Here is a 17,094-nt window from a genome sequence, read left to right on the forward strand (position 1 = left end):
GACGCCTGGGGTTGGTCGGCATGCAGCGTTGGGCACGAGGCGGACGTGGTGCCCGCCCCGACAACCACGCCACGAGGGAGAACGAGCGCTGGTCGCGGGGTGGTCTCGTCGTGGTGGCCCTCGGCGTCGCCTCGAACCTGGTGCTGACCTTCGTGCCGGACGTCGTACCCGAACGGGCCGCGCAGGTCGTCGTCTACTGCATGACGGCGGTCGTGATCGTCGTCGCACCGCTGTGGATCTACCGTGAGCTGATCGAGTCGTCGCGGCGTCTGCAGGAGGAGCGACACCGGATGCGTGGCATCGAAGCGGTAGGTGGCGACCACAGCCGGGAGGCGGACGTCCTGGCGATGTGGGGTTCCGCCACAAAGCGGGTGGTGTGCTTCGGTGTCGGGCTGACCGGGGTCACGGCGGACCTGGACCAGATCATGGAAGCGGTAGCGCGTGGTGTGCGGGTCGATTTCGTCATGGTGGACCCGCAGTGGTTGCGCGCGCAGCGCCGGCTACGTGAGCTGATGAACGAGTTCTACGACGAGTACGCGTTCGTCGCACGTGTGGAGCGGGCGCACGCGACCCTCCTGTCGCTGGTCGACCGGAGCGAGGGCGACGGGTCGGCGGGAACGGTGCACGTGCACACCTACCGCGCCTGGGTCCAGCACAGCGCCACGATCGTCGACCCCTGGTCCGATCAGCCGAGGGGCTACATGGAGTTCCACGTCTTCCGCCGGCGGCCTGCTTGGATCCGGCTCGTCGCGTCGGGGTTCAACGGTTCTGGGGGCAACCAGCCCTATGTCTCCCACGTCCTGCGCGAGATGGACCGGCTGCTCGGATATCAGCTCGAGACCGCCTGAGATCACCGGATCTGTGGCACCATCCGACGTGTGCCCCTGGAGAAGATCGCCCTGATCAGTGACGTCCACGGCAACCTCACCGCACTGGAGGCAGTGCTCGCCGACGTCGAGTCCCGCGGGATCGAGCGGATCATCAACCTCGGTGACGTCGTCGGCAAGGGCCCGCGTGGCCGTGAGGTCGTGGACCGCTGCGAGAAGGCATGCGAGGTCACCGTCCGGGGCAACTGGGACGACTTCCTGCCGGTGTGGGACGACGACTCGCAACCGGAGATGGTCTGGTGGCGCGACGAGCTGCGCCAGGACCAGCGCGACTGGCTGAGGGCACTGCCGCTGAGCCACGACCTGCTGGTCAGCGGGCGGCACATCAGGCTGTTCCACGCGTCGGCGACCAGCCCGCACGTGCGCGTGCGTGCCAAGCACACGGCGGAGGAGTTCGCGGGGATGTTCGCCAACACGGCGATGACCGGGGACGGCCCGGCGCCGTCCATGGTCGGTTACGGCGACATCCACGGCGCCTTCGTCGAGGTGGAGCGAGGGCGCACCCTGTTCAATGTCGGGAGCGTCGGCAACCCGCTGGACGAGCCGGTTCCGAGCTACGCGATCCTGGAGGGGGTCGTCGACGAGCCGAACCAGGCGCCGTTCGGGCTACAGCTCGTCCGGGTGCCGTACGACATCGAGGCCGAGATCGCCGCCGCCGCACGCCTCGGCATGCCGGCCCTCGCGCCGTACGCTTCCGAGCTCCGCACTGCCGTCTACCGGGGAAGCCGGGCGCAGCCCCGGTCGTGACGTCGGTCGGCCGTGTCACGCGTCCGCTGCGTCCCGTCGCTCAGAAGGGGCGCGTCACCACGATGTCCGACCACTGCTTCTGCGATCGTGCCGGGTCGAGCGACGTATGCTCGGCCATCGTGAATGTCGGGCCGAACCGGCTCGCGGCGACCCGCTCGACCAGGTTCCTGAACGTCTCCCTGGTGTAGTTGTTCCGCCAGCGCACCTGGCTCAGGGGCTGACCAGGTCCGGGGCCCGGATCGTCGTCGTCGTGCTTGGACCGCAGCGCCTGGGAGTGGAGCGGCTCGACGGTGGTCGAGATGATCGCCGCGCCGCCGGGTGCCACGTGCGACAGCAGCGCGTCGGTGATGTCCCGGTCGAGCGGGGCAGGGAAGAGATGGACGAAGGCGGTCGCCAGCACCAGGTCGAACAGGCGCTCGTGCTCCTCGACGGGGACCCAGGTGCAGAAGTCCTGGCGGACGAACCTGGGCCTGTTGGTGAGCCCGCTGTTCCTGGCGGCGGCGCGGGCGGCACTGATCATCAGCGGGCTGGAGTCGATGCCCGTGACCGAGTAACCCTGGTTGGCGAGGTAGAGAGAGTTGGTCCCGACGGCGCACCCGACGTCGACGGCGCGTGCGCCGGGCGCGAAGCCGAGCGCGGAGATGATCGGCTTGAGCCACTGGTCGTTGCCTGCGTACCGCTCCTCGGCGCGCTCCTGGTAGTGGGAGACGCTGATCTCGTAGACCACCTCGTTCTTCGCCGAGACGTGGGCCTCGTGCGTGGTGAGCACAATCGGTTCGGCGGGCACAGGGGCTCCTGGACGTTCGTCGCAAAAATGGGCACGCGCATGACGGATGGCGCCGACAATTCAGAGGCGTCCGGGAATCGCCATCTGGATCGGGCACGATCCGTTCCGAGGGGGGATGGTGGGATCCTGCCACGTCAGGTCCGAGAATTGCTAGCCCGGAGGCGCGACCTTATTGGTGCGATCTCTCGGATCTCGGCAGATCCCAGTATTTGCAACGTCCAGCGCCTGTTGACGGCCACAAAGTGACCACAGAATTTTCATCGGACGGGCCGGTATGAGCGCCTTCTAACCCTGGTTAGCCGGCGGGTGAAAATCTGTTACCCGCGACGATTGTGAATCTGTCGCGACCCGCTTTGCCGCCAGCGCTGGAATGGCGCGGATCTGATCGCTGGAAAATGTAGATTGCCGGATTTGTCCAAACCATTGTGTGGTGCTGGTTTCCCTCTGCGCGAGACCGTACGGAGAAAAGAATCATTGCCGGATTTCGCAACTCGCACCGATTCGACTGGACTCCGGCCACCTGGGCGCGCAAGACTAGCGATGTGAACGAGATCACATTGGAAGCAGAAGTCAACCGACCGCACCAGGATCTGACGACGCTCGAGGCCGCGCGTCTGCTGGGAGTGTCGAAGCTGCACGTCATCGACCTTCTCGAGGCAGGTGAGATCAACTACCACATGGTCGGCAGCGACCTGATGTTCAACGCAGCGGAGATTGCGTCCTACAAGTCGGACCGCGAGCACCGCGACTCGGAGTCCCTCGTATCCGCATGACCCCCGCGCGGCGGTCGGCGCCCTGGCGCTTCCGCTGACGCAGCGCGTGCGTCCCGCACACCGGCGACGCCGCGCACCCCGACGCCTGAGCGCACGTTCCTCACCTTCAGAACGTGCGCTCTTGTCGTGCTGGCTCTCGTCGTTCCGGCTCGGGTCGTACCGAGCCCGGTGTGACGCCCAGGCGTCACACCCAGCTCAGCGGCTCCAGGTCGTCCGAGCCCTCGGCCAGCAGGCCGGCGACGGTCTCGGCGGACACCGGACGCCCGCCCCACGCGTCGACGCCGACGTTGATCTGCCTGCCGCGCCGGCGCCAGGTGCCGTGCACGTGGCCGTGCACCACCCAGGCGCCGTGGTCCACCGGCCGGTACTCGACGAACCGGTCCTCGCCGTGCGAGTCGCCCTCGTACGGGAAGTGCGACAGCACGACGTCGTGCCCGCCCACGACGACCAGCTCGGGCCGGTCGTGGATCTCGGCGAAGCCCGCGTCCAGGTACCGCTGCCTCTCCTTGGCCCGACGCCGTTCGCGTGCCTCCGGGTCGCCCTTGCGCAGGGCGCGGTCACCCTCCCAGCAGCGGTCGTGGTTCCCGGGCACCAGGAGCTTGCGCCCCGCCAGCCGGCCGATGTGGGCGAGCGACTCGTCGAGCGCACCGAGGGCGACGTCGCCGAGCACCCACACGGTGTCGTCGTCGGTGACCGTTTCGTTCCAGAGCTGGACGAGCCGGGAGTTCATCGCGCCGACGCCGGGAAACGGGCGGTCGCAGAACCGGATGATGTTCAGGTGTCCGAAGTGCTGGTCGGACGTGAAGTACGTGGTCATGTCGGAACGTATTCAACAGCCTCCCGTGCCGCCGAGGAAGGGAATTCGGCGGCACGGGGCTTTCTCCTGCTCAGCGTTTGCTGCTCCACGTGCAGAACCCGCCGTCGACGGTGAAGCTCTCCCTGCCGAGGTTCCCGTCCTCCCAGTCGTAGATGACGCCGTCGTGCCGAGTGGCCGTGATGTAGTCGCCCGCCGGGATGGTCACGGTCTCGCTCGGGACCGTGAGCGAGTAGCCGACGCACTCCGGCCGGTCGCCCTTCGCGTAGTACGTGCAGTCGTCGCACGCGTCGAGGGTGATGACGCCGGTGGCCGGCCCGGTGTAGACCATCTCGACCTTGTTCGGGCTGTAGTTGTGGACCGTCAGGGTGACGGTTCCCTCGGGCTCCTTGAGCGGCGGCAGCTTCACACCCGCCTTCGGGTCCCGCAGCGCGATGCCCGTGGCGATCTGGAGACGTCCGGCGTACCCCGCCTCCTTCGCCCTGGGATACGCGTCGAGGACGGCGTCCAGGTTGGCTTGCGCGTCGAGGAGGTCCTCGGCCTTGAACTGTCGCACCGCGCACTTGAGCAGCCCGGCCGGCACCTCGGCCCTGGCCTTGTCGGCAAGCTCGCTGATCTTGCCGGAGTCGAAGCCGGCCAGGAAGCTCGTCGAGTCCGTCACCGTGGCGGTCCCGGTGCAGCCCTTCTTGCTCGCCAGCCGCTCGATCAGGCCGTCTCGCCACGCGGCCAGGTCGTCGGGCAGGGCCGCTGCCGGATCGCTGGACGCATGGTCGGTCATCAGCTCGGCCAGCGGCCGCTCCGCGGCGGAGAGCTCACCTTCCTCGACGAACTCCATGCCGCAGTCGTGCAGCGCGCCGGACAGCTCACCCTGTGCGACCGCCCGGAGCGGGCCGGGCGTGTCCGGCAGGGCGAAGTGCCGCACCGCGGTGAGCGCGTTGCACTCCCGCTCGCCCTTCGCCTGCGCGTACAGGTCGTCGATCAGCCCGGGGACCCGATCGGCGGCCCGCGTGCCCGGGTGTTCCTCTGCCGTCTCCACGTACGTCGTGTACGCGGCGTCGTAGGTCTTCCGGAACGCGCCGAAGGCCGTGCCCGCGGAGTCCAGGCTCTCCTCCGCCTGGGCCAGGTCGTACGCGAGGTGCTGCTCCAGCACCTCGTGCTGCGTCACCACGTACGCGGTGCCGAGGAGGGGCACGACCGCGAGCGTCGCCCACGCGATACGGCCGGCAGCACGGGGCGTCCAGACGGTGCGCCGCGGCGTCTCGCGGCGCGCCCGGCGCCGGGCGAGGAGTGCGGCGTCCAGCGCGAACAGGCCGAGCGCGCCGAGGTAGCCGAGGGCCCACCATACGGCGATCGGCTCGCGTCCGATCGGCAGCGCGACCCAGGCCAGGCCTCCGGTCGCGGCCAGCGCCACGACCAGGCGGAGCCATGCGCGCAGGTGCAGGTAGCCGAGACCGAGCCCGCTCAGGTTGAGCAGGGCGGCGGTCAGGGGACGGGCCGACGGGCGAGGGGCGCCGTCGGCGTCCTGGGGTGTCGCGGGCGGCTCCGGAGCCTCGCCCGTGGCGTCGGTGGGCGCTGCGGCAGGCTCCTCGGGGAGGATCGCCGTCGGCGCGGGTTCAGTGCTCATGAGCCGCGATGCTAGGTGCCTCGTCTGTCCCGAATTGGCGAAAAGGGGCGGTGGGGCCGGGTGAACTGCCCCGACGAGTCCGAACCGTGATGATCGGCGGTCAGGTCCGCTGCGATGGGCGATGATCGGCGGGTGGACCTCGCCGTCGATCTGAGCCAGCGCACCGGTCGCACCGATGCGATCTACCGGGCGCTGCACGCGGCGCTGACCACCGGCCGGATTCCCGCGGAGCAGCGGCTGCCCTCGACCCGCGACCTGGCCAGGGACCTCGGCGTCTCGCGCGCGAGCGTCGCGGAGGCCTACGAGCGGCTCGTGGCGGAGGGGTTCCTGGAGACGCGGCCTGGGTCGGGCACGTTCGCGACCGCCGCGGCGGGCGACAACCCACGTGCGCGGCACCGCGCGGCAGGTGCCCTGCGCCCCCGGGCGGGCTGGCGCTGGGCCCCGCACGCCACGAGCGGCTCCGCTGCGGTCCCCGCGCACGACTTCCGGGTCGGCATCCCCGACGCGAGCCTCTTCCCGTTCGACACCTGGCGTCGCCTCCTCGCGGCCGAGTCACGGTCCGGTGGACCGGTCGCGGGCGCCTACTCCGCCCCGGCCGGCCTGCCCCGGTTCCGGGAGGCGGTCGCCCGGTACGTGGCCGGCTCGCGGGGAGTCCACGCGGAGCCCGACGACATCATCGCGACGACCGGCGCCCAGCAGGCCCTCGACCTCGTGGCGCGCGTGCTGCTCGAACCGGGGGACGTCGTCGCCATGGAGGACCCCGGCTACCCCGAGGCGCGTGAGCTCTTCGCGCTGCACGGCGCCCGGGTGGTGCCGGTGCCGGTCGACCCCGAGGGGCTGGTCGTCGACGACATCCCGCCGCAGGCCCGCCTGGTCTACACCACCCCCTCGCACCAGTTCCCCCTCGGGATGCCGCTGTCGCTGGCCCGGCGGCGGGCCCTGCTGGCGCACGCGGCGCGCCACGGGACGGCAGTGATCGAGGACGACTACGACAGCGAGTTCCGCCGCGCCCGCCGTCCGCTGGAGTCGTTGCAGGCCCTCGACCGCGACGGGCGCGTCGTCTACGTCGGCACCTTCTCGAAGTCGCTGCTGCCGGGCCTGCGCGTCGGCTACCTGGTGGCGCCGCCGTCGCTGCGGGATGCGCTGCTCGCGGCCCGGCAGCTCACCGACGGCCACGGCGCCGTGCACGTGCAGGCGGCGCTCGCGCGCTTCATCGACGACGGGCTGCTCGCCCGGCACGTCCGGAAGGCCTCCGCGCGCTACACCGAGCGGCACGAGATCCTGCTGGACGCGCTGGCGGGCCTGCCCGTCGAGCCGGTGCCGTCGGCGGCGGGCCTGCACGTCGCCGCCCACCTGTCCGCCGACGCTCCGCTGGGCTCCCAGGAGCTCGTGGCCCGTGCCCGACGCCGGTCGGTCGCCCTGGACTCCCTCGCCGCCTACGCGGTCGGTCCCCACCGCGACGGGGTGGTGCTCGGGATCGGCGGCGCGGTCACGGGCACTATCCGGCCAGGTATTCGGGTTCTGGAGCAGCTGCTGGCGTGACGGCCGCCGCGGCGCGCGCCCGCCGCCGGCGCCACGTCGCCCAGGCCAGCCCACCCAGTGCGGCGAGCACCGGGCCGGTCATGTGCGGTCCCGTCATCACGAGGAGCCCGAGTGCGGCCACCAGCGACACCGCCGCGCACCACCAGGCCGCTCCTCGGCGCGGCAGGAGCCGCAGCGCCGCGGCGGTGCCCACGACGTAGAGCAGGGAGAACGTGGCGGTCGCCATGAGGAGGATCGCGTCCGTGGACTGCTGCAGGACGGCGAGCAGCGCCGTCGTGCCGAGGGCGACCGCCGTGATGAGCGCGAGGGAGCGGCGGGGCGTGCGGCCCGGCGCGGACGCGAGCCATGCGGGCAGCGCGCCGTCGCGGGCCAGCGCCGCGCCCATCCGGCTGCCGCCGGCGAAGTAGACGTTGATGGCCCCGACGGTCAGCAGCACGGCCAGCACGGTGGTGACGGGCCGGGCGCCCTCGCCGAACCCGAGCACCAGGAGGTCCGAGAGCGGTGCGGGACCGGGGGTCGGCCCGAGCACCGCCACGGTCGCGAACGCGACACCCAGGTACAGCACCGCCACCGCCGCCACCGCGATGGCGGTGGCCCGCGGGATGTCCCTGGCCGGGTTGCGGTACTCGGCGGACAACGAGCCGAGGATCTCCCAGCCCGCGAACGCCCAGACCAGCAGGGCCGCGGCGGAGCCGACGGCGCCCCAGCCGTGCGGTGCGAACGGCGTGAGGTGCGCGAGCTGTGCGTGCGGCAGGGCGACGACCACCGCGACGGCCAGCAGGAGCGCGACAGCCCCCGCGATGACGAGCTGCGCCGTGCCGGACACCCGCAGGTCGAACCAGTTCATCACCGCGCACACCGCGATGATGGCCACCGTCGTGACCAGCGCGGTCCCCGTGCCGCCGCCGGTGGCGTCGGCGACATAGGCGCCAGCGAAGCCCGCCGCGGCGGGCGCGCCGACGGGGATCGTCGCGTAGAACGCCCAGCCGACCATGGTGGACGCCCGCTCGCCGAACGCGAGGCGGGCATAGGTGGCCACGCCGCCGCCGTCGGGGTGGCGCGCGCCGAGCGCGGCGAAGGTCGTGGCGAGCGGGATGGACAGGAGCACGAGGGCCGCCCACGCGACCAGGGAAGCCGGGCCGGCCACGCCCGCGGCCAGGGCGGGCAGGGAGATGACGCCGGTGCCGAGCATCGCGCCGAGGGTGAGTGCGGCGCCCTGGGGGACGCTGAGTCCGTTCTGCATGGCCCGAGGCTATGCGCCAGGTGGACCGGCGAGCGGGCCGGTTCTCGACCGATCATTCAGGCCAGTCGCGGCTGTGGCGTTCGGCTCACGCTGCGCGGCTCACGCCGTGCGCACCGGGAGCTGCGGTGCGGTCGCCAGGTCGCGCAGGCGACGCAGGCCCGCGGTGGTCGCGATGACGACCAGGGTGTCGTCGGCGTGCAGGTACCACCCCTCCGACGGCTCGATCATGCGGCCGCCACCCCCGCTGGCCTGCTGCTTCGTGCGGATCGCGAGCAGGCGGCTCCGTACGACGCCCTCGGCGTCCTCCTCCTCGCCGTCGAGATCGACGTCGTCGGGATGCATGCGCGCGAGCCGGCTGCCCTCCATGATCACGATCTCGGCGAGCACCAGCACACGGTCGCGGTACGGGATGGTCGCCTTGACCTCCTGGCCGATCATCGACGCGGCGAACCATGGCGCGGCGAGGAACGAGGAGCTGAGACCCACGGAGTCGGGGATCTCGCGGCGGATGCGCCGCGACAGGTCCTTGTCGTACACGCGCAGGACGGTGCGCAGCGGCGGCGCGTCCTCCGGCCGAGGGATGGAGCGTGCGGCGAAGCCGATGCCGATCGTCGTCGCGCCGCCGCTCGTGACCACCACTATCGCCTGGGCGGTGTCGACGTAGGCGGCCCGCAGGGTCGCCGCCCTGCGGGCGTCGCCGATCACCACGGGGACGTCCCTTGCGCGTGCCACCGCGATACCGCGCGCCGACTCGTCGATGTCGACGGCGACCACCGGCACGCCACGGCGGTCCAGGGACCTGACGATGCGCGTGCCGAGGTCACCGAGCCCGACGACGACCACGTGCTCCGACATCGCGTGCAGCGGGGAACCGGCGTCGAGCAGGCGCTGCGTGCGCACGACGCCGTCGACCACCACACCGGTGACCCAGGGGATGACGGCGACGCTCACGATCGTCAGGACCACCTGGGTGGCCTTGACGACCGGGTTGGCGTCGTGGTCGGGGTCACTGCCCGCCAGGGCGGGCAGCACCGCCTCGTACAGCGCGCCGAAGAAGGACGAGCCGGTCGCGAGCTGCATGGTCATCGCACCCAGGAGCACGACGACGAGGAGCACCCCCGCGGCGAGGAGCAGGTTCCAGCCCGACGTGATCGCCAGGGTGCGCAGGTACTCGCCGACCCGGCGCCGCCGGTGCGGGTCCACCTCGTCCTCGTCCGGTTCGAGGTCGGCCTTCAGCTCGGGCAGGACGTCGTGCTCGGCGGCGTCCGCCAGCAGCACCTTGGGGGTGAGCCCGGCCAGCTCCTCGTCGTTCGGGAGCGCCGTGACGGTGCCGTCCTCGTCGGTCGCGAACAGGACCATGCGGGTGGGCAGGGACGTCTCCTCGTCCGTCACGGCGACGAGCCGGCGGTGCTGCACCGGGAGGCGGACGAGGCGGCGCAGCGCCGCGGCGACGATCTCGGGCGCAGCGAACGCGGACGCCGAGAGCACCGTGCAGCGGTCGCGCTGCAGGTGCCGCCCGAGCGACTCGTCGAAGATCCGGACCACCACGTGCAGCGCGGGCCAGGCCTCGCGGAGCAGGAGGGCGCACGCGACGTTGCCGCCGTCGTCCTGGTCCACGAGCGCGGCGGCGCTCGCGCGGTCGGCCCCGGCCGCCGTCAGGACCTTCTCGTCGACGCGGTCGGCCTCCACGAGGACCACCTTGTCGAGGGACGCCATCTCCTGGGCGTACCGGGTCGTACGGTCCGGCAGGATCACCGACACCGTGCCCCTGTAACGCGTGCTGAGCGCCCTGGTCAGGCGAAACGCGAGCGGACCGTCGCCGACCACCACGTAGTGCGCGTGCGTTCCCGGTCCGACGTCTGTCATGGTCGCAGAGCGTAGCGGGGCCCTCCGACAACGACGCACGAAAGTGTGCGCCGTCGGCGGAGGGCCCGGGATGCCGTTCTTAGGCGGGGACGTTCGCCACGCCGTCGGGCAGGAACCGCTTGCCCAGGACCTTCTCGCTGTAGCCGGTGCGGTCCAGGTACGGCGTGATGCCGCCCGTGTGGAAGCCCCAGCCGGCGCCGAGGATCATCGCGAGGTCGATCTGCTGCGGGCCCGGCACCACGCCCTCGTCCAGCATCAGGCCGATCTCGGTGGTCAGCGCCGTCAGCACCTGGTCGAGCACGCCGTCGGCGTCGAGCACGCTCTGGCCGTGCCGGCCGGGCTCGCCCGGCGTCAGCGCCTCGCCGAAGTACTCCTGGATGGCCGGGTTGACCGGCTTGGGCAGGCCCTTGGGGCCGTCCAGCACCACCCGCGTACCGTCCTCGACGATCTTGGCCAGGCCCTGCGAGGCGGGGATCCGGTCGCCGAGGTTCTCCCGCAGCGACGTGAGCACGTGCTGCGCGACGGCGGGGCCGACCAGGTCGGTCAGCTCGAACGTCGGCATCGGGAACCCGAGGGGGGCGAGCGCGCGGTCCGCGAGCTCGACGGGGGTTCCGCCCTCGATCGCGTCCACGACCTGGCCCATCACGAGCAGCAGGAGGCGGTTGACGATGAAGCCCGGACGGTCGGCCGACATGATCGCCGTCTTGCGGAGCTTCTTGGTGATGGCGAACGCCGTGGCCAGGGCCTCGTCGGACGTCCTGTCGGCGTTGATCACCTCGACCAGCGGCATCTGGGCCACCGGGTTGAAGAAGTGGATGCCGACCACGCGCTCGGGGTGGCGCAGGTCCGCAGCCATCTCGGTGACGGACAGCGCGGAGGTGTTGGTCGCCAGCACCGTCTCGGGGGAGATGATGCCCTCCAGCTCGGCGAACACCTTCTTCTTGAGGCCCATCACCTCGGTGACGGCCTCGATCACGAAGTCGCACGAGGCGAACTCGCCGATGTCGGTCGTGCCGGACACCGAGGCGACGATGCGCTGCGCGGCGTCGGGGGACAGGCGCCCGCGGCCGGCGAGCTTCTCCGCCGTCTCGCGGACGAAGGACAGACCCTTGTCCACCCGCTCCTGGTCCAGGTCGCGCATGACCACCGGAACGCCGAGGCGCTGGGCGAAGAGGAACGCCATCTGGGCGGCCATCAGACCGGCACCGACGACGCCGACCTTGGTCACCGGCCGGGCCAGCTTGGGGTCAGGGGCGCCCTGGGGCTTCTTGCCGCCGCCCACGAGGTTGAACGCGTAGATGCTGGCGCGCATCTCGTCCGACATGATCAGGTCGGCCAGCGCCTGGTCCTCTGCCGCGAACGCGTCGGCCTTGGTGGCGTTCCGCGCTCCGGCGATCAGCTCCAGCGCACGGTGCGGCGCGGGACGCGAGGTGCCGACGACGGCGTCGAGCTGGGCCTTGGCGGTCGCTACGACGACGTCCCACACGGGCTGCGGGTCGAGCTCGCGGCGGGGCACCTCGATCTCACCGGTGACGACCTTGGCGGCCCAGATGATGGACTGCTCCAGGAAGTCGGCCGCCTCGAAGAGCGCGTCGACCAGGCCGATCTCGAGCGCCTCGGCCGGCTTGTACGGCTTGTTCGCCGCCGGCCGCGTGAGGATGACCTCGACGGCCTTCTCGACGCCGACCAGGCGGGGTACGAGGTAGGCGCCGCCCCAGCCGGGCACCAGGCCGATACCGGTCTCGGGCAGGCCGAGCGCGGCCGCGTCGGAGGCCACCGTGCGGTAGTCGCAGTTCAGCGCGACCTCGAGGCCGCCACCCAGGGCGAGGCCGTTGACGAACGCGAAGGTCGGCACGCCGGTGGCCTCGCGCAGGTCGCCGAGGATCGTGTACGCGGCGTGGCCCATGCGGCCCAGCTCGAGGGCCTCGTCGTGGCCGTTCAGGGTGGTGACACCCTTGAGGTCGGCGCCGGCGGCGAGGAAGTACGGCTTGCCGGTCACGCCGACGGCCGCGATCTCGCCGGCCTCGGCGCGGCCGCGGACGACCTCGAGGGCCGCCTTCAGCTCGGCCATGCCGCCAGGCCCGAGCGTGTTCGGCTTGGTGTGGTCCAGGCCGTTGTCGAGCGTGACCAGCGCGAGGACGCCGGCGCCGCCGGGCAGGGTCACGTCGCGGACGAGCGAGTGGGTGACGCGCTCGGTGGGAGCGGTGGGGGTCTCGGGCACTGGTCAGTTCTCCTCGTCCGTGTGGCCGGAGTAGTCGGCGTGGTGGGGGTTCTCCCAGATGACGCTGCCGCCCTGGCCGAGACCCACGCACATGGCGGTGAGGCCGTACCGGACCTCGGGGTGCTGCTCGAACTGGCGGGCGAGCTGCGTCATCAGGCGGACGCCGGAGCTGGCCAGGGGGTGGCCCATGGCCAGCGCGCCGCCGTACTGGTTGACGCGGGGGTCGTCGTCGGCGATGCCGTAGTGGTCCAGGAAGGAGAGCACCTGTACCGCGAACGCCTCGTTGAGCTCGAACAGGCCGATGTCGTCGATGGTCAGGCCTGCGGCCTTGAGCGCCTTGTCCGTCGACGGCACCGGACCGTAGCCCATGATCTCCGGCGGCACGCCGGCGTAGCCGTACGACACCAGGCGCATCTTCGCGGGCAGGCCCAGCTCGGCGGCGGCGTCGCCCGAGGCGAGGATGGCGGCGGTGGCGCCGTCGGTCAGCGGGGACGACGTCGCCGGGGTGACCCGGCCGCCGGGGCGGAACGGCGTCTTGAGGCCCTGGATGGACTCGAAGGTGGTCTCCGGGCGCGGCAGCTCGTCGGTGGTGGCCAGGCCCCAGCCCAGCTCGGCCGACCGGATCGCCACGGGCACCAGGTCCGGGTCGATGTTCCCGTTGGCCAGGGCCTTGGCGTACTTGGCCTGCGACTCGACGGCGAACCGGTCGGCGCGCTCCTTGGTGAGCTGCGGGAACTTGTCGTGCAGGTTCTCGGCCGTGACGCCCATGTTGAGCGACTGCGGGTCCACGAGCTTCTCGGCCACGAACCGGGGGTTGACGTCGGCGTCGAAGCCCATCGGGTGGCGGCCCATGTGCTCGACGCCGCCCGCGATGACGACGTCGGCGGCGCCCATGGCGATGCCCGCCGCCGTGGTGGTGGCGGCCGTCATGGCGCCGGCGCACATGCGGTCGATGGCGTAGCCCGGCACGGACTGGGGGAGACCGGCGAGCATGCCGACGGTGCGGCCGAGCGTGAGCCCCTGGTCGCCCTGCTGCGTGGTGGCGGCGATTGCGACCTCGTCGATGCGCTCCGGGGGGAGCTCAGGGTGGCGTCGCAGCAGCTCGCGCACGACCTTCACGATCAGGTCGTCTGCACGCGTCTGCGCGTACATGCCGTCGGGCTTGGCCTTGCCGAAGGGTGTGCGGGCGCCGTCGACGAAGACGACGTCGCGTACGCCGCGGCGGGCACGCGGTGTTTCCGGGGCTGCGGTCATCAGCAGAACTCCTGGGGGTTTTCGGGACGGCGACGTCCGGTGAGCGACGCCGCTGGATCGAGATACACGCTACCGCGAGTACCGGTAAAAAGCACGCACGAAGTGAGACCCGGTTCGGCGAGAAGTGAAACCGAGTCTCGCGGCTGATGTGGGGGCGCGCGAAAGCCCACGCGGACCGAGCGATTGTGCCCGCAACCACCGGTGGCGGCGGGCACAATCACTCGGTCCGCGCGGGCACGGCTCCCGAGCGGCCGGGCGGGGTCAGCCGTTGCCGCGGAGCTTGCGGACGACCTTCTTCGCCGTCGGCAGGGCGCTGTTCCAGGTGGTGTACCAGCGCGAGAACGCGACGTCGATCGAGCCGACCAGCTCGTCGGTGTGCTTGGCGAAGCTCTTCTTGAAGTCGCTGATGCCGTCGTTGAGCAGACCGTTCATGTCGTACCGCACGAGGCCCTGCTCGCGGGCGATCTCGATGGTGCGCCAGTAGGTCGGCGCGGTGGCCGTGGCCTTGCGGCCGGCGTCGGTGCCGCCGCCGTACAGCAGGAACGAGGTGCTCGCGGAATTGACGCACCACGCGAAGCACGCAGGCACGTCGTCCACGTAGGTGGCCACCAGCACCGACTTGTCGCCGAGCGACCGGTTGATGTCGAGGTAGTACTCGTCGGAGTGGATCGCGAAGCCCGCACGCTCTGCGGTCTCCTTGTAGACGTCGAGCACGCGCAGCACCTCCGCGTCCTCCGTCACCCGGCGGATGTCGAGGCCCAGGCGGGCGCCCTTGCGGATCTCGTACCGCGTGGACTTGCGCATGTCGCCGAGCAGCTCGTCGGCAGGCCGGGTGAGGTCGAGGATCAGCGTGCTCGGGATCAGGATGTGGTTCGACGCCTGCCGCCGTCCCGCCAGGTCGAGCTGCGTACCCGCCGGCCAGTCCGGCTCGATGGTGATGCCGACGCCGCCCACGTTCTCGCGCGCCCACTGGACCACCGTGTTGGTCACGGCGTTGCGGGTCGCGGTGTCGCCGACACCGAAGACCGCCTGCGCCGTCTCGCCGTCGTGGTGCGCGACGACCGGCCCGCGCGGCACGTACGACAGGGCCTTGAACTGGGCGGGCAGCGGCCGCACGAGCAGCTGTGCCAGGCCGACCGTCGTACCGTCCTCGGTCACCCGGAGCCGGTGCGCGCGCCAGTTTCCGGCCGCCTTCACCTCACCCCATCCCCAGAGCTGGAGCGGATGTCCGCCCAGCGCCAGCACCTCCCGGTCCCAGGTCGAAGGGTCGGTGACGAGGTCGACGGCGAGCGTGATGGGCTCCGACAGGGCTGGCATGGGGACGACTCTACTGGGGTGGAGGTGACGCTTTCACACCCGGTTCGCGTGCCGCTTCGGCGAACACCCGCTCCAGGGCGCCAGCCAGCAGCCGGAGCTGCCACTCGCGCGCCCCTCGGCCGCGCAGGAACTCGGCGATGCCCGCGGCGGAGGCGGGGACCGGTGGCGTCCAGCACAGGCGACGCAGCGCGTCGGGCTGCAGCAGGTTCTCGACCGGGACGTTCAGGTCCTCGGACAACGACGTCACGAGCTCGCGCGCCGCCGTGAGGCGGCGGGCAGCGGTGGTGTCCCGGTCACCCCAGGTGCGCGGCGGCGGCGGGCCGTCGGAACGCGGCCCACGGACCGAGGGCAGCTGCGCGTCGGGCAGGGCGCGCGCCTCGTCGATCGCCTTCTGCCAGTACGCGGCCCGGCGCTTGGTGCCCTTGCCCGCGAACTCTGGCAGCGCCACGAGCTGGCCGGCCGTCTTCGGCATGGCCTTCGCCGCCGCGACGATCGCGCGGTCGGGCAGGACCCGGCCCGGCGAGATGTCGCGCGCCTGGGCGCTCGCGTCCCGCGCGAGCCACATCGCCCGGACGGCGGCGACCTGGCGCGGGTTGCGCAGCACGTGCATGCCGGAGGTGCGGCGCCACGGATCGATCCGCGGCGGTGGTGGGGGAGCCGTGCGCACGGCCTCGAACTCCTGTGCCGCCCACTCGGTCTTGCCCGCGGCCTCCAGCCGTTCGGCCAGCCGGTCGCGCAGCTCGACGAGCACCTCGACGTCGAGCGCGGCGTACCGCAGCCAGTCCTCCGGCAGGGGGCGCGTGGACCAGTCGACCGCCGAGTGCTCCTTGGCCAGCCCGAGGCCAAGCACCTCCGCGACGACGGCGGCGAGCCCCACGCGCTCCATACCGAGCAGGCGCGCGGCGAGCTCGGTGTCGAAGACCCGCGCGGGGCGCAGCCCGTGCTCGGCGAGCCCCGGCAGGTCCTGGGACGCGGCGTGCAGGACGAACTCGGCGTCGCCGACGGCCTCGCCGAGCGGCGAGAGGTCAGGGACGCCGACCGGGTCGATCAGCGCGGTGCCCGCGCCCTCCCGCCGTACCTGGACGAGGTAGGTGGCCTGGCCGTACCGGTACCCGGAGGCGCGCTCTGCGTCGGCAGCTACCGGCCCGGAGCCCGCGGCGAACGCCTCGACGACCCGTGCGAAAGCGCCCTGCGTCGCCACCACCTCCGGCAGCCCGTCGGCGGGCTCGGTCAGGGGTGTCACAGGTGCCGGCACGGGCGTCGATGTCTCCGCAGGGAGTCCTCGCTCCGTGGTGGTCATGGACCTACCGTATGGCGTTGCTTCGATCGGTCGGTAAAACGCCTGGTGAGCGTCGCGACACCCTCGGGGACCGGAGGCACCCCCGCTGCCATGGTGAGCAGCGTCGCCCACGCGCTCAGATGGGTACCGAGCCGGGTGTCGAGCGGGGTCCACGACGCACGGATCTCGAGGTCCACCGCGTCGGGGGCGTCCTCCAGCGCGCCGTAGCTCTGCGAGAGCACGCGGGTGACCGTGCCGCCCTCCGCCACCGTGTCCGTGCCGCGGACGAGCCCCGCGGACTCGAGGGACTCGCCCACCCAGGACCAGGCGACGTCGGCGAGCATGGGGTCCGCGGCCATCTCGTGCTCGAGCGTGGCCCGGACCAGGGTCACCACCCGGAAGGTGCCGTGCCAGGCCTCCTGGCCCGCTGGGTCGTGCAGCACGACGAAGCGGCCGGTGGCCAGCGGTTCCTCCGAGTGGTCATGCGGGAGGTCATGGTCGTCCGTGCGGTTCCCGCCGGCCGGGCCCGGCGGGGCGCCGGGGAGCACGTCGCCCGAGAGCGCGACGCTGAACGGGGCCACCCGGCGCGGGGCCGGGATCTCCGTGAGGCGTACCTCTGAGTGCAAGGCCTGACGCCGCAGGTCGGCGAGAGCCGCTGCGAAGTCGACGGGGACGCCGGGGGGCGGGCCGCTGGTCACCACTTCACGGTACGTCCGTACCGCATTCTCCACGCGGAGGCG

Annotated in this window: 14 protein-coding genes; 4 read left to right on the forward strand and 10 right to left on the reverse strand. The window is 71.9% G+C overall.

From position 1 onward, the window contains the following. Nucleotides 1-20 precede the first annotated feature (20 nt). Together ACFWE2_RS00880 and ACFWE2_RS00885 are read left to right on the forward strand one after the other, a co-directional pair. Entirely contained in the window at nt 21-848 is an 828-nt protein-coding gene (locus tag ACFWE2_RS00880; protein WP_377222310.1) for a hypothetical protein, read from the forward strand. A 30-nt stretch (nt 849-878) separates the two neighbouring features. Next, complete coding sequence (locus tag ACFWE2_RS00885; protein WP_377222311.1) at nt 879-1,634, forward strand: metallophosphoesterase family protein; 756 nt, start codon at nt 879-881, stop codon at nt 1,632-1,634. Nucleotides 1,635-1,674: 40 nt separating this feature from the next. Here ACFWE2_RS00885 and ACFWE2_RS00890 read toward each other — a convergent pair whose 3' ends face one another. After that, a complete protein-coding gene (locus ACFWE2_RS00890) occupies nt 1,675-2,421 on the reverse strand; it encodes a class I SAM-dependent methyltransferase (RefSeq protein ID WP_377222312.1) in 747 nt (248 codons plus the stop codon). A 542-nt stretch (nt 2,422-2,963) separates the two neighbouring features. On the opposite strand from ACFWE2_RS00890, the gene ACFWE2_RS00895 reads away from it, so the two are divergent. Next, nucleotides 2,964-3,194, forward strand: a complete 231-nt coding sequence (locus ACFWE2_RS00895) for an excisionase family DNA-binding protein (RefSeq protein ID WP_377222313.1) — start codon at nt 2,964-2,966, stop codon at nt 3,192-3,194. A 184-nt stretch (nt 3,195-3,378) separates the two neighbouring features. Here the strand turns inward: ACFWE2_RS00895 and ACFWE2_RS00900 are convergent, their stop codons facing one another. Next, a complete protein-coding gene (locus tag ACFWE2_RS00900) occupies nt 3,379-4,011 on the reverse strand; it encodes a metallophosphoesterase (protein WP_377222314.1) in 633 nt (210 codons plus the stop codon). Between the two features lie 70 nt (nt 4,012-4,081). After that, nucleotides 4,082-5,632: a hypothetical protein gene (locus ACFWE2_RS00905; RefSeq protein ID WP_377222315.1), complete on the reverse strand. Its 1,551-nt coding sequence runs from the start codon at nt 5,630-5,632 to the stop codon at nt 4,082-4,084. Nucleotides 5,633-5,746: 114 nt separating this feature from the next. Between ACFWE2_RS00905 and ACFWE2_RS00910 the strand changes: the two genes are divergently transcribed. Next, the gene (locus tag ACFWE2_RS00910) at nt 5,747-7,174 is read left to right on the forward strand and encodes a PLP-dependent aminotransferase family protein (RefSeq protein ID WP_377222316.1); all 1,428 of its coding nucleotides are present in this window, start codon (nt 5,747-5,749) and stop codon (nt 7,172-7,174) included. Here the strand turns inward: ACFWE2_RS00910 and ACFWE2_RS00915 are convergent. From ACFWE2_RS00915 to ACFWE2_RS00945, 7 genes are all read right to left on the reverse strand, one after another. Then, nucleotides 7,131-8,417, reverse strand: coding sequence for an APC family permease (locus ACFWE2_RS00915; RefSeq protein ID WP_377222317.1), 1,287 nt, complete (start codon nt 8,415-8,417; stop codon nt 7,131-7,133). The genes ACFWE2_RS00910 and ACFWE2_RS00915 overlap by 44 nt on opposite strands. A gap of 99 nt (nt 8,418-8,516) precedes the next feature. Beyond that, nucleotides 8,517-10,283 carry an NAD-binding protein gene (locus tag ACFWE2_RS00920; protein WP_377222318.1) on the reverse strand — a complete coding sequence of 589 codons (1,767 nt, stop codon included), beginning with the start codon at nt 10,281-10,283 and terminating at the stop codon, nt 8,517-8,519. A gap of 79 nt (nt 10,284-10,362) precedes the next feature. Further along, complete coding sequence (locus ACFWE2_RS00925) at nt 10,363-12,504, reverse strand: 3-hydroxyacyl-CoA dehydrogenase NAD-binding domain-containing protein (protein WP_377222319.1); 2,142 nt, start codon at nt 12,502-12,504, stop codon at nt 10,363-10,365. Nucleotides 12,505-12,507: 3 nt separating this feature from the next. Continuing rightward, nucleotides 12,508-13,758: a thiolase family protein gene (locus ACFWE2_RS00930; protein ID WP_377222320.1), complete on the reverse strand. Its 1,251-nt coding sequence runs from the start codon at nt 13,756-13,758 to the stop codon at nt 12,508-12,510. Between the two features lie 261 nt (nt 13,759-14,019). Next, nucleotides 14,020-15,075: a lipid II:glycine glycyltransferase FemX gene (locus tag ACFWE2_RS00935; protein WP_377222321.1), complete on the reverse strand. Its 1,056-nt coding sequence runs from the start codon at nt 15,073-15,075 to the stop codon at nt 14,020-14,022. A gap of 10 nt (nt 15,076-15,085) precedes the next feature. Continuing rightward, the gene (locus ACFWE2_RS00940; RefSeq protein WP_377222322.1) at nt 15,086-16,375 is read right to left on the reverse strand and encodes an HRDC domain-containing protein; all 1,290 of its coding nucleotides are present in this window, start codon (nt 16,373-16,375) and stop codon (nt 15,086-15,088) included. After that, nucleotides 16,372-17,052, reverse strand: coding sequence for a DUF3000 domain-containing protein (locus ACFWE2_RS00945; RefSeq protein WP_377222323.1), 681 nt, complete (start codon nt 17,050-17,052; stop codon nt 16,372-16,374). The genes ACFWE2_RS00940 and ACFWE2_RS00945 overlap by 4 nt, the downstream gene beginning before the upstream one ends. Nucleotides 17,053-17,094 lie beyond the last annotated feature (42 nt).

This window comes from Promicromonospora sp. NPDC060271 (genome assembly GCF_042726755.1).
Taxonomy (GTDB): Bacteria; Actinomycetota; Actinomycetes; order Actinomycetales; family Cellulomonadaceae; genus Promicromonospora.